This window comes from Pseudarthrobacter sp. NKDBFgelt, from assembly GCF_046097905.1.
GTDB lineage: Bacteria > Actinomycetota > Actinomycetes > Actinomycetales > Micrococcaceae > Arthrobacter > Arthrobacter polychromogenes.
Window position 1 is genome coordinate 18,934 of sequence record NZ_JBJURL010000049.1, and the last position, 14,036, is coordinate 32,969.

General features: G+C 66.1%; 14 protein-coding genes. 6 read left to right on the top strand and 8 right to left on the bottom strand.

Annotation, left to right across the window (positions count from 1 at the left end):
• Positions 1-90: 90 nt before the first annotated feature.
• Positions 91-1,800: a urocanate hydratase gene (gene hutU / locus ACKAE7_RS13715; RefSeq protein ID WP_408979463.1), complete on the bottom strand. Its 1,710-nt coding sequence runs from the start codon at positions 1,798-1,800 to the stop codon at positions 91-93.
• A gap of 111 nt (positions 1,801-1,911) precedes the next feature.
• Positions 1,912-2,700, bottom strand: coding sequence for an IclR family transcriptional regulator (locus tag ACKAE7_RS13720; protein WP_188810435.1), 789 nt, complete (start codon positions 2,698-2,700; stop codon positions 1,912-1,914).
• Positions 2,701-3,007: 307 nt separating this feature from the next.
• Between ACKAE7_RS13720 and ACKAE7_RS13725 the strand changes: the two genes are divergently transcribed.
• Genes ACKAE7_RS13725 through ACKAE7_RS13735 form a run of 3 tightly spaced genes read left to right on the top strand, consistent with a single transcriptional unit; the run spans position 3,008 to position 5,259 of the window.
• Positions 3,008-4,492, top strand: coding sequence for a DUF1538 domain-containing protein (locus tag ACKAE7_RS13725; protein ID WP_188810334.1), 1,485 nt, complete (start codon positions 3,008-3,010; stop codon positions 4,490-4,492).
• Entirely contained in the window at positions 4,489-4,839 is a 351-nt protein-coding gene (locus ACKAE7_RS13730; RefSeq protein ID WP_104188034.1) for a P-II family nitrogen regulator, read from the top strand. The genes ACKAE7_RS13725 and ACKAE7_RS13730 overlap by 4 nt, the downstream gene beginning before the upstream one ends.
• 30 nt (positions 4,840-4,869) lie before the next feature.
• A complete protein-coding gene (locus ACKAE7_RS13735; protein ID WP_104188031.1) occupies positions 4,870-5,259 on the top strand; it encodes a CBS domain-containing protein in 390 nt (129 codons plus the stop codon).
• 87 nt (positions 5,260-5,346) lie between these two features.
• On the opposite strand, the gene ACKAE7_RS13740 is transcribed toward ACKAE7_RS13735, so the two are convergent.
• Complete coding sequence (locus ACKAE7_RS13740; RefSeq protein ID WP_191035369.1) at positions 5,347-6,318, bottom strand: NAD(P)-dependent alcohol dehydrogenase; 972 nt, start codon at positions 6,316-6,318, stop codon at positions 5,347-5,349.
• 168 nt (positions 6,319-6,486) lie between these two features.
• Positions 6,487-7,350, bottom strand: coding sequence for an SDR family oxidoreductase (locus tag ACKAE7_RS13745; protein WP_190613181.1), 864 nt, complete (start codon positions 7,348-7,350; stop codon positions 6,487-6,489).
• A gap of 97 nt (positions 7,351-7,447) precedes the next feature.
• Here ACKAE7_RS13745 and ACKAE7_RS13750 point away from each other — a divergent pair, with 97 nt between their 5' ends.
• Positions 7,448-7,840 (top strand): winged helix-turn-helix transcriptional regulator, encoded by a 393-nt coding sequence (locus ACKAE7_RS13750; protein WP_408979464.1) that lies wholly within the window; start codon positions 7,448-7,450, stop codon positions 7,838-7,840.
• 193 nt (positions 7,841-8,033) lie between these two features.
• Entirely contained in the window at positions 8,034-8,297 is a 264-nt protein-coding gene (locus ACKAE7_RS13755) for a hypothetical protein (protein ID WP_188810325.1), read from the top strand.
• Between the two features lie 74 nt (positions 8,298-8,371).
• Here the strand turns inward: ACKAE7_RS13755 and ACKAE7_RS13760 are convergent, their stop codons facing one another.
• Positions 8,372-9,121, bottom strand: coding sequence for a 3-hydroxybutyrate dehydrogenase (locus ACKAE7_RS13760; protein ID WP_188810323.1), 750 nt, complete (start codon positions 9,119-9,121; stop codon positions 8,372-8,374).
• 236 nt (positions 9,122-9,357) lie between these two features.
• Between ACKAE7_RS13760 and ACKAE7_RS13765 the strand changes: the two genes are divergently transcribed.
• Positions 9,358-10,275, top strand: a complete 918-nt coding sequence (locus tag ACKAE7_RS13765) for a LysR family transcriptional regulator (RefSeq protein ID WP_408979465.1) — start codon at positions 9,358-9,360, stop codon at positions 10,273-10,275.
• A gap of 28 nt (positions 10,276-10,303) precedes the next feature.
• On the opposite strand, the gene ACKAE7_RS13770 is transcribed toward ACKAE7_RS13765, so the two are convergent.
• From ACKAE7_RS13770 to ACKAE7_RS13780, 3 genes are all read right to left on the bottom strand, one after another.
• Positions 10,304-11,221: a spermidine synthase gene (locus ACKAE7_RS13770; protein ID WP_188810319.1), complete on the bottom strand. Its 918-nt coding sequence runs from the start codon at positions 11,219-11,221 to the stop codon at positions 10,304-10,306.
• 46 nt (positions 11,222-11,267) lie between these two features.
• A complete protein-coding gene (gene rfaE2, locus ACKAE7_RS13775) occupies positions 11,268-12,806 on the bottom strand; it encodes a D-glycero-beta-D-manno-heptose 1-phosphate adenylyltransferase (protein WP_408979466.1) in 1,539 nt (512 codons plus the stop codon).
• Positions 12,803-14,036, bottom strand: a 1,234-nt coding sequence (locus ACKAE7_RS13780) for an aldehyde dehydrogenase family protein (RefSeq protein ID WP_408979467.1), incomplete at its 5' end; no start/stop codon positions are given. The genes rfaE2 and ACKAE7_RS13780, both read right to left, overlap by 4 nt.

The window sequence follows — 14,036 nt, forward strand, 5'->3', positions numbered from 1 at the left end:
TCCTGCTTCTGTGGATCGATTGCTCCGTAAGTGTCGTTTTCGGGGCTCTAAACGACAGTTACGGAGCAATCGATGTAGATTTGGGGCTGGTCAGTGGGCTTCGGACGCTGTCTCTTGCATCGGGATGCGGACGCCGCGTTCCCTGGCGACCTCGAGTGCGCGGTCGTAGCCGGCGTCTGCGTGGCGGATGACGCCCATGCCGGGGTCGTTGGTGAGGAGGCGCTCGAGTTTCTGGGCGGCGAGGTCGGTGCCGTCCGCGACGGAGACCTGGCCGGCGTGGATGGAGCGGCCGATGCCGACGCCGCCGCCGTGGTGCAGCGACACCCAGGTGGCGCCCGAGGCGGTGTTCAGCAGGGCGTTGAGCATGGGCCAGTCGGCAATCGCGTCAGAACCGTCCTGCATTGCCTCGGTTTCGCGGTATGGGGAGGCGACGGAGCCTGAGTCCAGGTGGTCGCGGCCGATCACGATGGGGGCCTTGACCTTGCCGTCCTTGACGAGCTGGTTGAACAGCAGTCCGGCCTTGGCCCGTTCGCCGTAGCCGAGCCAGCAGATCCGTGCCGGCAGGCCCTCGAACTCGACCCGCTCCTGGGCGGCGTCGATCCACCGGTGCAGGTGCTTGTTCTCCGGGAAGAGTTCCTTGATGGCCTCATCGGTGACCCGGATGTCCTCGGGGTCACCGGACAGGGCCACCCAGCGGAACGGGCCCAGGCCCTCGCAGAACAGCGGGCGGATGTAGGCCGGAACGAAACCGGGAAATTCGAATGCCCGGGTGTATCCGCCCTTGCGTGCCTCATCACGGATCGAGTTGCCGTAATCGAACACCTCAGCGCCCGCGTCCTGGAACTCCACCATCGCCTGCACGTGCCGGGCCATCGACGCCTGGGCCTTCTTGGTGAAGCCCTCCGGGTCGGCCTCGGCTTCGCGGTGCCATTCCGCCACGGAGATGCCTTCGGGCAGGTAGGACAGCGGATCGTGCGCGCTGGTCTGGTCGGTGACGATGTCCACGGTGAGCTCACCGGCATTGTGGCGGCGCAGGATCTCGGGGAAGACCTCGGCGGCGTTGCCGACGTAGCCCACGGACCAGCCGCGGCGCTCTTCCTTGGCTTTGAGCACCTTGGCGATCGCGGCGTCAAGATCGGTTTCCACCTCATCGAGGTAGCGCTTGCCGGCGCGGCGGCGCAGGCGGGTCTCGTCGACGTCGACAATCAGGCACGCGCCGTCATTCAGGGTGACGGCGAGCGGCTGGGCGCCGCCCATGCCGCCGCACCCGCCGGTGAGGGTGAGGGTACCGGCGAGGGTGCCGTTCTCGTCACCGGAGAGCTTGCGGGCAATCGCGGCGAAGGTCTCGAACGTGCCCTGCAGGATCCCCTGGGTGCCGATGTAGATCCAGGAGCCGGCGGTCATCTGGCCGTACATCATCAGGCCCTCGGCCTCGAGCCGGCGGAATTCGGGCCAGTTGGCCCAGTCCCCCACGAGGTTGGAATTGGCCAGAAGCACCCGCGGCGCCCATTCGTTCGTGCGGAACACGCCCACCGGCTTGCCGGACTGGACCAGGAGGGTTTCGTCCTTCTCCATGGTTTCCAGGGTGCGGGTGATCGCGTCAAAAGCGGCCCAGGACCGGACAGCGCGGCCCGTGCCGCCATACACCACCAGGTCATCCGGGCGCTCGGCGACCTCGGGATCCAGGTTGTTCATGAGCATGCGCAACGGCGCTTCCGTCTGCCAGGACTTGGCGGTGAGCTCGGTGCCGCGGGCTGCTTTGACCGGGCGGGCACCGGTGGTGAAATCGGCGGGTGCCATGGTGGCTCCTTCATGTAGTGGTTTTGCTGGAAGTTCTGTATCTACTAAAGCCCGTCCGCAACGGCAGAAACAGGGCCTTCTGAACGGTGCTGTCCGGGATACCGGACGGGCCTACCTGGCGGGGCGCCCGTGGAGACGCACCGAGAGCTCATCGGCCACTTTCTGGACCCGCGCGGCGAGCGCCGGCCATTGCTCTGCCGGCAGTTTGTCCTCAAGGAAAGTGACGGCGACGGCCGCCGTCGGCCATCCCAGGTGATCCGTCACGGCGGCGGCGATGGAGCCAAAGCCTGGCGTGACCTCGCCGTGTTCGGTGGCATAACCGCGCTGCCTTACCTGGTCCAGGTGGGAGGACAGCGCCGAGTACTTCATGATGGCGCCCGCCACCTCGTGCCGGGCAGTAAAAGCAGCAGCGTTCGGATAGAGCGCACGGACCTGGGACTTGGGCAGGGCCGCAAGGATGGCACGCCCGCTGGCGGTGAGGTGGCTGGGGAGCCGGACGCCGACGTCGGTCACCAGGGACGGGCGGTTTTTGGCGCGCTCCTCAACGATGTACAGCACGTCGCGCCCATGCAGGACCGCCAAGTGTGCGCTCTCGCCCAGCGCATCCACGAGGGAGGCCAGCAAAGGGCGGCCCAGTCGGGAGAGCGGCTCCTGCCTGGAGTAGGCGGAGCTGAGCTCGAACGCGCTGATGCCGAGCCCGTACCGCTGCTCCTCGTGGAGGTGGAGGACAAATCCGTTGGCTTCCATCACCCCCAGCAGGTGGTAGACGCTGGAGCGCGGCAGGCCCAGGGTGGAAGCGATTTGCGACGCCGCCATGGGGCCTCGCCGGGACGCCAGCAGTTTGAGGATGCGCAGGGTGTTTTCGGCAGCGGGGACTTTGGATGTCCCCTTCGACGCCATCTGGATTGCACCACCGGTTTCATGCCTGGCTTCAGTGTCCAACACCGCATTCCCTCCATCGCTGCTTTGCGGGCTTCGGATTCGTGTCCGGTATCCCGTACTTAACCATGCGCCCTGGACGGTGCTTTAGACGCTGCCAAAGCATGCCCAGCGTCTGGAATCCCAGACATACTGCGTGGACGGAATCCCGGTCCGGCCCGAGCACCGGCCGGGTGCCAGGCTGCGCTGTGGGGTGGACACTGTTTTGCCCTCCCGGCACACTGAAATACCGAGGCACTGAAAGGAACATCACCGGGAGAGGAACCCGATGGAGCACCTCAGCCGATTCAGCAATGAATTCCTCAAGGCGCTCAAAAACCTGCTGCCCATCGTGGCGGTAGTTTTCATGTTTCAGCTGCTGGTGTTCCGTTCGGTGCCCGATGATCCCTTGAGCCTGGTGGCAGGGCTCCTGATCGTGGCCGGGGGAATTGCCCTGTTCCTGCACGGCCTGGACCTCAGCATTTTTCCAGTGGGCAAGAACCTTGCAAATCAATTCGTAAGGCGCGGCGCATTGGTGTTGCTGCTGCCTTTTGGATTTGCTGTTGGTTTTGCCGCCTCCGTTGCGGAGCCGGCGGTAATCGCCGTCGCCGAGCAGGCCCAGCTCGTCAGCGGAGGTCGGATCAACGGGCTGGTGCTGCGCTTTGTCATCGCCCTGTCCGTTGGCCTGGTCCTGGTCCTTGGAGTGATGCGTGTTCTGCGCGGCTGGGCCGTGTACAAACTCCTGATTGCCGGTTATGCACTGGTGCTGGGACTGACGTACATCGCCCCGCCCGAGATTGTTGGACTTGCCTACGACTCAGGCGGTGTCACCACCAATATCGTCAGCGTGCCGCTCATCACCGCAATAGGCCTTGGCCTGGCAAATTCAATCCGCGGACGCAGCGTCCTCGCCGACGGTTTCGGCCTCGTTGCACTCTGCGTGATGGTGCCGATGATCGGCGTCCAGCTCTATGGCACCTGGGTTTACTCATTTGGCGGCTCTGGAGCGGCACCCCCCTCGACCGGATCCAGCGAGGACGCCGCTGACTGGGTGGTGGGCATGATCCTGGGCCTGGGGTCGATGCTCCGGGAGGTACTGCCGATCGTGGGCGTCGTCCTGTTCTTCCAGTACGTGGCACTGCGGCGCAGGCTGGCGCACCCGCTGCGTGTCGTCGTCGGCTTCGTTATGGTCCTGGTGGGACTGTACGCATTCGTGGTTGGACTCAAGATCGGTCTCTTTCCCATCGGGAAACTGATGGCTGAGCAGCTCATAGCACAGGGCGCGCCGGCCCTGATCCTGCTCTTCGCCCTGCTGATAGGCTTCGCCACTACTATGGCTGAACCCGCCCTGGTGGCCATCGGTGAACAGGCGCAGGAGGCGTCGCCTGGACGAATCAGCGGCTTCGCCGTGCGGGTCATTGTCGCCCTCGGCGTCGCCGTCGGCATCGCCTGTGGCGTCTATCGGATCCTGATGGGAGGCCCGTTCCACTACTTCATCATGGCCGCCTACGCTGTGGCGATCGTGCTGGTCTTCTTTGCACCGAAGTACATCATCGCCCTGGCCTTCGACCTCGGGGGCGTCACAACCTCGGAGGTCACCGTGCCTTTGGTGACGGCCCTCGGCATTGGGTTGGCAGCGGCTGTAGAGGGAAGGGATGTGTTGATCGACGGTTTCGGCCTGATCGCCTTCGCATCAATCTTCCCTGTCATATCCGTCATGGTGTATGCCATGGTGATGGAGAAGATTCCGCGGCTGAGGAGCGAACCTGCATGAAATTCACCGCCATTGTGGTCATCGCACCGGACGACCTTGAAGACAGGATCATTGAACACGCCCAGGGGGCCGGCGCTACGGGGGTCACCATTCTTCCGGGCAAGGGAATTGGTGGTGAAGCCAGGAAGACGTTCTTCGGCCTGACCTTCGAAGGCACCCAGTCCGTGTTGCTGATGGTGGTTGGTTCGCATTTGGGCGCACCAATCCTGAAGGAGCTCCACTCGATCCTGGTGAAGGGAACAGAGTCGCGCGGGCTTGCTTTCGCTGTTCCGATCGAGCATCTGACGGGGATCGATATGAGGCAGGTCGTGAGGTTTGAGGAGCATCTGCGCCGCGAGGGCGCCTGAGCAGGCCCAGCAAATTTGAGGAGGAAGAAATTGCTTATTGTCAATGACGTGATGGTCTCCCAGGTCGTCACCATCTCCCCCTACAGCACGCTGCGTGAAGCCCTGTCCGTGATGAAGGAACGCCAGGTCAAGAGCCTCGTGGTGGACCGGCAGCATGCCCACGACGCCTACGGCATGCTGAGCTACCGGGAACTCCTGGACACCGTGGTCGCCCAGGAAGGAGATGTGGACCTCCTGAACGTCTACGACGCCGCCACCATCCCGGCCATCACCATTCAGAGGGAACTGTCCGTGCGGCAGGCGGCAGCCCTGATGAGCCGATACCACCTCAGCCGGCTTGTAGTGGTGGAAGGCAACCAGCTCGTGGGCCTCCTGGCCATGAACGACATCCTGGCACGGCGCATGGAGGAACTGGCCTGACCTTCCCGACCACTTAAGGGGGACGCACGACTCCGTTGCCAGGAACATTTTCCCGTTCGGGGAAAGGGCCCTTCGGCAGCGGGTGGATCAGATCCTGACCACCACTTTCCCGAGGCTCCGGCCCTCCCGGAGATACCTGATGGCGGCCGGTGCTTCCGCAAGCGGGAAGACCTTGTCCAGGGCGGGTTTGACGCTCCCGGCTTCGATCAGGGATGCCAGGGCCTCGAGGTCAAGGTGCGTCTCCCTCGACACCAGGCCTTTGAACTTTTGCCGGGAGAAGAGTGAGAGCAAGGGCGCCGCGAATGACCTTTCGAAGCCGCCGGTCAGTTTTCCGCCACGCTCGCCTCCCACCAGCACCAGGGTGCCCCGCGGGGCGAGGGCGCGTTTGAGGACGGAGAGCGGACGGTTGCCGGCGGTGTCCAGGATGACGTCGTACAGCGCCCCGGCGGCAGCAAAATCCTCCCGTGTGTAGTCGATGACGGCGTCAGCGCCGAGGGACCGGACCAGTTCCACTTTTCCGGTGCTGCAGACTCCCGTCACATCCGCCCCAAAAGCTTTGGCTATCTGCACCGCGAAGGACCCCACTCCCCCGCCCGCCCCGATGACCAGCACTTTCCGGCCCACGGTAACCTGGCCGGCGTCCCTTACAGCCTGCAAGGCCGTCACGCCGGAGATGGGTGCCGCTGCCGCTTCCTCGAAGGACAGGTCCCGGGGTTTCCTGGCCAGACGGCCCTCCTTGGCGCAGACGTATTCCGCAAAAGAACCCTCTGACGTGCCGAAGACCTCGTCACCCGCCTTGAAACGAGTCACGCCGGCTCCCACGGAGTCCACCACACCGGCCACTTCCCGGCCCCGCACAGGCACTTTGGGCTTCTTCAGGCCATAGCCAAAGAGCCGGATTAGATAGGGCTGTCCGGTCATCAGGTGCCACACGCCCTGCTCCACTCCCGCGGCCCGCACGCTGACCAGGACCTCGCCGTCGCCCGCTACGGGCCGGGCGATATCCCGCAGCGCAAGCACGTCCGCGGTCCCATAGACGTCCTGCACGATGGCTTTCATGCTCGATCTCCTTTGGGCCGCCGCTGGCAGCAGGCCCCTAACGTAAGGAAACGCCGACACCAAGTCAAGGGGGGCGGACGACGGCGGGACCGCCTTGTGGACGGACCCCGCCGCTGTCCGTGGTCATCCCGGCCCGCACGCCCAGTGCAAACGCAGGCGGTACGGCCGCTATACGGCGGCTGCAGCAGCCCGCACAGCCTCAGCCAACGAGGTGGCAGGCCGTCCTATCAACCTGCGCAGGTCCCCGCTGCTTACCAGGAGGTCCCCGCGGGCGATGCCCAGGTCGGAGTCCGCCAGGATCTCCGCGAACGGCTCCGGCACTCCGGCCCCGGTCAGCAGGCCGGCGTATTCCTGTGCAGGCAAGTCGTTGTAAGTGATGGTCTTGCCGGTTGCCGAGCTGATTTCGGCTGCGAGGTCCGCCATGCTGAAGGCCTCGTCACCGCCCAGTTCGTACACAGTGCCCGCCTGGCCCTCCGCCACGAGCACGGCCGCAGCGGCATGGGCATAGTCAGCACGCGCGGCGCCGCTGACCTGTCCGTTCCCTGCACTCCCGGCGAGGGCGCCCTGGGCCAGGGTCCCGGGCAGCTGGTCCGTGTAGTTCTCGAGGTACCAGCCATTGCGCAGGAGGACGAAGGGCACCCCCGATTCCCGCAGGATGGCTTCCGTGGCCCGGTGCTCGGCTGCCAGCTTCATCCCCGTGCTGTCGGCGTTGGCGATGCTGGTGTAGGCCAACAGCTCCACACCTTCCGCCTTCGCGGCTTCGATCACGGTGCGGTGCTGCTCCACCCGCTGGCCCACCTCGCTGCCGGAAATGAGGAGCAGCTTCCGGGCGCCCTTCAGTGCCGCGGCCACTGAGGACGCGTCCGCGTAGTCCATTGCTTTGACCTGCACGCCGCGCCCGGCAAGGCCTGCCAGCTTTTCCACGGAGCGCCCCGTGGCCACAATTTCCCCGGCAGGGACGTTGCGCTGCAGCAGGGCCTCGACGACGTGGCGGCCCAGCTGGCCGGTTGCTCCGGTGATGACGATGCTCATGAAATTCCTTCCGTAGGGTGTCTGACATGAAGCACAACCACACGCATTCCTGATTACTTCCTAAAAGAGAGTACGCACTTTCAGGTAAGGTACTCACATGGAAGTTAGTGCCAACAGCCGTGCGGCCCAAGCGGCGCCCCTCCCGGTTGACCTTGCCGACGGCGTGTTCCCGGCCGGTTGCCCCAGCCGGACTGTGCTGGACCACGTCACCAGCAAGTGGGGCGTCCTTATCCTGCTTGCGCTTTCGGAAGGCGAGCAGCGGTGGAGCGACCTGCGCCGCCGGGCTGAAGGAATCAGTGAGAAGATGCTGGCGCAGACCCTCAAGACTCTGGAACGGGACGGCCTGGTCCGCCGGGATGCGCAGCCGGTTATTCCGCCCCGCGTGGATTACAGCCTTACCGAACGCGGCTATGAGCTGAGCGCACTGCTGGTTCCGCTGGTGGCATGGGCCTTCGAGAACGCAGAGGACATCGTCAACGGCCAGCGTTGATTCGTTGACGCAAGAGGCAAGTAGCGGGTCCGGCAAAATCGAGTACCTGTTACTGGTGTGACTGGTGTGAATAGTGCATAGCTTTGACGTAAGGTGCCAGCCGGAATGTGGAGGGCCGCCCTCTGCTGGGAACATTCCGGTTAACCTGCACCGCGAGTGAGCGGCCTGCGCCGCTTCCGAGGAGTTGGTACACATGGCCAAAGCCGTTGTCCGGGACCCATCGAGCATGGGCCGGCCCGTCAGCCTGACCAAGGTTGCAGCCCAAACATGGAACCGCATGCTGAAGCCCTTCGCCCCGCGGTCACCCTATAGAATCGGCGACGCCGTGGTGGCGGATGACCCTTTCAAGGGCCGCCGCGAGGGATTGGTGGTTTTCCAGCAGGGAACATCAGTGGGCGTGGATACCGTCCACGGCGTGTTCTTCTACGACCACCGGCAAATCAAACAGCTGGATTGAGTTTTTGTCCAGATATGCAGGGCTGAAGGCCGCGGAAGCCTGCATATCTGGACAAAAACTCCTGTGCCGGGCGGCTAGCGGGCCGACCAGCCGCCATCCATCGTGTAGCTGGCGCCGGTTACCATGCCCGCGTGGTCCGACGCGAGCCATGCCACAAGTGAGGCCACCTCTTCGGGCTCCACCAAGCGTTTCACGGCGGACTCGGTCAGCATGATTTTGGCCAGGACCTCCGATTCCGGGATTCCGTGGACCTTGGCCTGGTCCGCGATCTGCGACTCCACCAGCGGCGTGCGCACATAGCCGGGGTTGATGCAGTTGGAGGTAACGCCGTGCTCCCCGCCCTCCAGCGCCGTCACCTTGCTCAGCCCCTCCAGGCCGTGCTTGGCGGAAACGTAGGCGCTCTTGAAGGGAGAAGCCCGGATCCCGTGCACCGAGGAGAGGTTGATGATCCGGCCGAAATTGTTCGCATACATGTGCGGCAGCGCGGCCCGGATCAGCAGGAACGGCGCTTCCAGCATGAGGGTGACCAGCCGGCGGAAATCGGCTGGCTCGAAGTCCTCGATGGGACTGATGCGCTGGATCCCGGCGTTGTTCACCAGGATGTCGCAGTCAAGGCTCAGGGTGGCGAGCGATTCCACGTCCAGCAGGTCAACGGCCCAGGTGGTGCCGCCCACTTCATCCGCAAGTGCTTCCGCAGCGGCCGCGTCCACGTCCGCGATCACCACCTTGGCACCCCGGGCGGCGAGGGCCCGCGCGCTGGCGGCCCCGATCCCGCCGGCTCCCCCGGTAATCAGTGCCTTGCGGCCGTTTAACGTGTTTTCCATGGCAGTCCCCTCGGGCTTTCTAACAGATTTTCCGGTCGCTCATGCAGCGCAGCGCCTACCGGGGCAGGTCCGGCAGCACTATTTGCCGGGCGCTGTCCAGCGCTCATGGGTTTCTCCTCCGTGTCCACGGTGACACGCGCTGTGATCTCCAGCACTAATGGCTCCACTGAGTCTTACTGCACGGACATGCGCCTTCAATAACCAAAGCAGCACGCACTGTGTGCAGAATTGCAGATATGAACGTCAATCCGGATGACCTGCTGGTACTCCTGGCGGTGTCCCGCACCGCCAAATTCACGGCCGCCGCGCAGGCACTGGGCCTGAACCACACCACCGTCTCACGCCGGATCGCCTCCCTGGAGAAGGCACTCGGCGGAAGGGTCCTGGCCCGCGCCCCCGGAGGCTGGGAGCTGACCGACCTCGGAGCGCAGGCCGTCCAGGCCGCTGAACAGGTCGAAGCGGTGGTGGGCGCCCTGGGACCCGCCGGACGGGCACCCGACACAATTACCGGCGTCGTACGCATGACTGCAACGGACGGCTTCAGTGCCTACATCGCCGCACCCGCGGTGGCGCGGCTGCGGCGGGACCATCCCGGACTGAGCGTTGAGGTGGTGACCATGACGCGGCGGGCGCTGCAGCAGCGCTCCGGCCTGGACATTGAAGTGGTGGTGGGCGAACCGCAGGTGCACCGGGCCGAGGCCATGCGGCTGGGCGAATACATGCTGGGGATGTACGCCTCGCGCGCCTACCTGGCCGAGCACGGCACGCCAGCCACGGTGGCCGAGCTCAATGACCACCCGCTGGTCTATTTCGTGGATTCGATGCTGCAGGTGGATGACCTGGACGCACCCCGCCGGCTGGTGCCCGCCATGCGCGACGGCCTCACCTCAACCAACGTCTTCGTCCACGTGGAGGCAACACGCGCCGGAGCGGGGATCGGCTTCCTGCCCTGTTTCATGGGCGACCTCCACCCTGACCTGGTCCGCCTGCTGCCGGCCGAAATCGCCGAACTGCTGCCCTACTGGATGGTGCTCCGGCCGGATTCGCTGCGCCGTCCGGCAGTGGCAGCGGTGGTCCAGGCGCTGCGGGAACAGATGGCCGAACACCGGGAATGGCTGCTGGGCCGGGGAAATACCTCGCCGGCTGCTCTGTAACTGTCGTTTTCGGGGGTGAGAACGACAGTTACGGAGCAATCGATGGGGTTGCAGGCGGATCGTGCCGCACCGGTGACCCTGCCGCGAAAGCCCGGACCTGGGCGTCGTCCCACAGGTGTGCCGGGACCGCGCCGCCCAGGAGCCGCCGGTGGAGCTTCGGGTCGTCGCCAAACGGGGTGTCGCTGCCCGCCATCACCATGTTTCCGTAGCGCCGGCCCTTCAACATGGCGGGGTCCGCGATGATCACGGTGTGCTTGAAGGAGGCCGCGATGGTGGCGGCATCCTCCCGGGCGTTCTTCAGGTCCGGCGCGTCACCGGAGTTCACGACGTAAATCCCCCCGGGTGCAAGGACGCGCTTTACGTGCCGGGTGAATTCCGCGGTGGTCAGGGGCCGCGGGGTAAGGGCCCCGGCGAACACATCCCTGATGATGAAGTCGCGGGTGTCCGCCGTCAGGGTCTCGGTAACCTCGCGGGCCTCCCCCACACGGAGCCGCAGCAGGGGCGCCTTGGGCAGGTCGAACCAGCCGCGGACGTACTCAGCCAGCTTGCCGTCCAGCTCCACCACCACCTGCCGCGCATCCGGGTAGGCAGCATGGAAGTACCGCGCCAGCGAGCAGGCTCCGCCGCCCAGGTGAAGCCCGCGGAGCTTCGGCCCGGAGGACGCTTCCGACGGCGGCCAGCGGGACTCGATGAGCGCCGCCATCCACCGCATGTACTCAAAGTCCAGGAACAGCGGGTCGGCGAGGTCGATGTGGGAGCTCATGACGCCGTTGATCTTCAGGAGCCAGCCGGTGGAGTTATCCTGGTCCGCGATCAGCTCGCAGTCGCCGGTATCGATGTAGTAGACGCCCTCAACCGGGCCGTCCGGCCGGGTTCCTTTGGGAACCTCCACCACGCCCGCCGTGGCACGGCTGCCGCGGCCTCCCGGCTTCCCGCGTTTCGCCATTACCCGTGCCCCGCTTCATTCAGCCCAACCAGTCCAGCTCTCAACCCTAGTTGGTCTGCACGGCCCCTTCGCCGTCCCGGATCTTGTTCACCATAGCCGTAGTGGAACGGTCGGCCACGTAGTCCAGGATGGCCACGCGGCCGCCGTACTCCTCCACGGCCGGGGTCTCTGCCAGCATCTCCGGGGTGTAGTCCCCGCCCTTGGCGTAGACCTCGGGACGCAACTGCCGGATCAACGGAGCTGCGGTGGGGGTGTCGAAGACCGTCACGTAGTCCACGCAGCTCAGCGCCGCCACCACGGCCGCCCGGTCCGCCACCGCATTGATGGGACGGCCTTCACCTTTGAGCCGCCGCACGGAGCGGTCACTGTTGAGCGCCACCACCAGGATGTCCCCCAGCTGTTTGGCCTGGTTGAGGTAGCGGGTGTGGCCGCTGTGCAGGACGTCGAAGCAGCCGTTGGTCAGCACGATGCGCTGGTCCTGGGTGCGGTGCAGCTCCAGCTGCCGTTCAAGCTCGCCGGCGTCCAGCGCGGTGTCCGCGAACGCCTTCAGGTAGCGGCTGAGCTGCGCCGTACTGCAAACCGACGTGCCCGGCTGGTGCACCACGACGTCGGCGGCTGACTGCGCCAGGTCCAGGCTGGCCGTGAGGGGCAGGCCTGCCGACCTCGCAAGTGTCAGCGCGGCCACGAACGTGTCACCGGCTCCCGACGCCTGCTTCTCGGCAGCCGGGCGTGCCCACGTCCGGTGCGTCACGCCGTCGGGCCTCAGCAGCACGGTTCCGTCACGGTCCAGGGTGACCACCACGGCCCCCGCACCCGTTGCCTCCAGCAGCGCCTCGGCGTGCCTGCCCACCTCCGCCACCCTCTTCTGTCCGTCCGGGAGCCGTACCTCCAGCATCCGCGCCGTTTCCTGCGCGTTGGGGGTTACCAGGTCCGGGTGGAGCGGCGCCCACGGGCGGGGGTCGTGGGAGTCAACCACCAGCAGGGGCCGCCCGCCCGGCTCCCCGCGGCCCCTGCCCGCGAGGGCGTCCACCAGGGCCCGCCGGACGGGATCGGCCAGGACGCCGGTGCCGTAGTCGCAGACCATCACCGCCTGCTGGTGTTCGACGGCGGACCGCACCAACGCCGCAAGTTCGGCCAGCGCTTCGGCGGGCACGGAGCTGGCGGAGTCATCGATGCGAAGCATGACCTGGCCGCCGCTGCTGATCCGGATCTTGGTGGTGGTGACCATGTCCGGGTGGTCGAGCAGGTGCGTGACATCGATCCCGGCTGCCACGAGCTGGTTGCGGAGGTCCACGCCGGCGTCGTCGGTGCCGATGATGCCCGCCACAGAGACACGGGCTCCCAGGGCAGCCAAATTCATGGCTGTATTGGCCGCTCCGCCGGGCACCGACTCGCGACTTTGCACGTCCACCACCGGGGCGGGGGCCTCCCGGCACAGCCGCTCGATGCTGCCGTTCCACCAGCCGTCCAGCATGACGTCGCCCAGCACCAGGATGGCCGGCCGTTCCGCTGCGATCCGTCCCGGCAGCCACTCCGCAAGGGCACGCTGCTGGGAAAGATCCGCCGCTTCCGGCGACGTAGTCACGGCTGGTCCCTGACCAGGGCAGCCGCCGGCGGCGCCGCAATGTGCACCACTTTCACCCGGCTGAACTCATCCAGGAGTTCGGGACCGTACCCGAAGCCGGCACCGCTGATGCCCCGCGGCTGGGCAGCCCCGCCAGGGGCCCCGCCGAAGACCTCGTTGATTTTCACGGTGCCTACGGGGAGGGCGGCCACTGCCTGCTGGATGTGGGCGATATTGGCGGACAGTACCGTGGCGGCGAGGCCGTACTTGCCGCTGCACGCCAGCCGCAGGCCGTCGTCGAACGATGTCACCACCTGGACCGGCGCCACGGGTCCGAACGTCTCCTCCGTCATGACCTCCATCCGCTCCGTGCATCCGGTCAGCACCGTTGCCGGGTAGAAGGAGCCCGGACCGTCTGGGAGCGTCCCGCCTTCCACCGCATGTGCTCCCTGCTGCAGCGCATCAGCCACGTGGGCGTGGACCGCGTCCCGCATCCGCCCGTCCACCAGCGGGGCCACCGTGCCGTTGCCGTTCCGGAGTGCTGCCTCTGCCTCCAGCGCGGCGCAAAACTCCGCGGCGATGGCTTCATGGACATAGATCCGTTCAACCGCCACACAGATCTGGCCGCTGTTGCTGAAGGCGCCAATGGCGGCCTGTTCTGCCGCCCATACGGGATCGACGTCGCGGTCCACCAGCAGGGGATCGTTTCCTCCGTTTTCCCGGATGACATGTGCACCGGACTGTGCCCCTGCACGGGCAAGATGGGCACCGGCAGCACTGGATCCGACGTGTGCGATGACGTCCACGTCAGACTGTGCCAGGAGCGCGCCGACGCCTGCTCCCCCGGTGATTGTCTGGAACACCCCGGGCGGGAACGCCGGGGCCAGGACCTCCCCCAGCGCCTCGCCGAGGCGCGGGCAGCGCTCGCTGGGCTTGTGCACCACCGTGTTGCCGGTGACCAGCGCGGCACCGATCAGTCCGCAGGCAACAGCGACGGGATCGTTCCATGGGGTCAGGAGTGCTGCCACTCCCCGGGGCTCCGCCACGGTGTAGTCCGACGCGAACTGGCTTCCCCGCAGGCTAAGGCCGCGGTGGACAGGGCCAAGCTCGGCATACTGCTCCAGCGTGGACACACCGGCCGCGATCCCAGCCAGCGATTCGTCCACCGGCCGACCCGTTTCGCGGGCGTTGAGCCCGGCCAGTTCCCGGGCGGCAGCATCGAGCGCCCGCGCGGCGGTCCGGAGCGCGGCA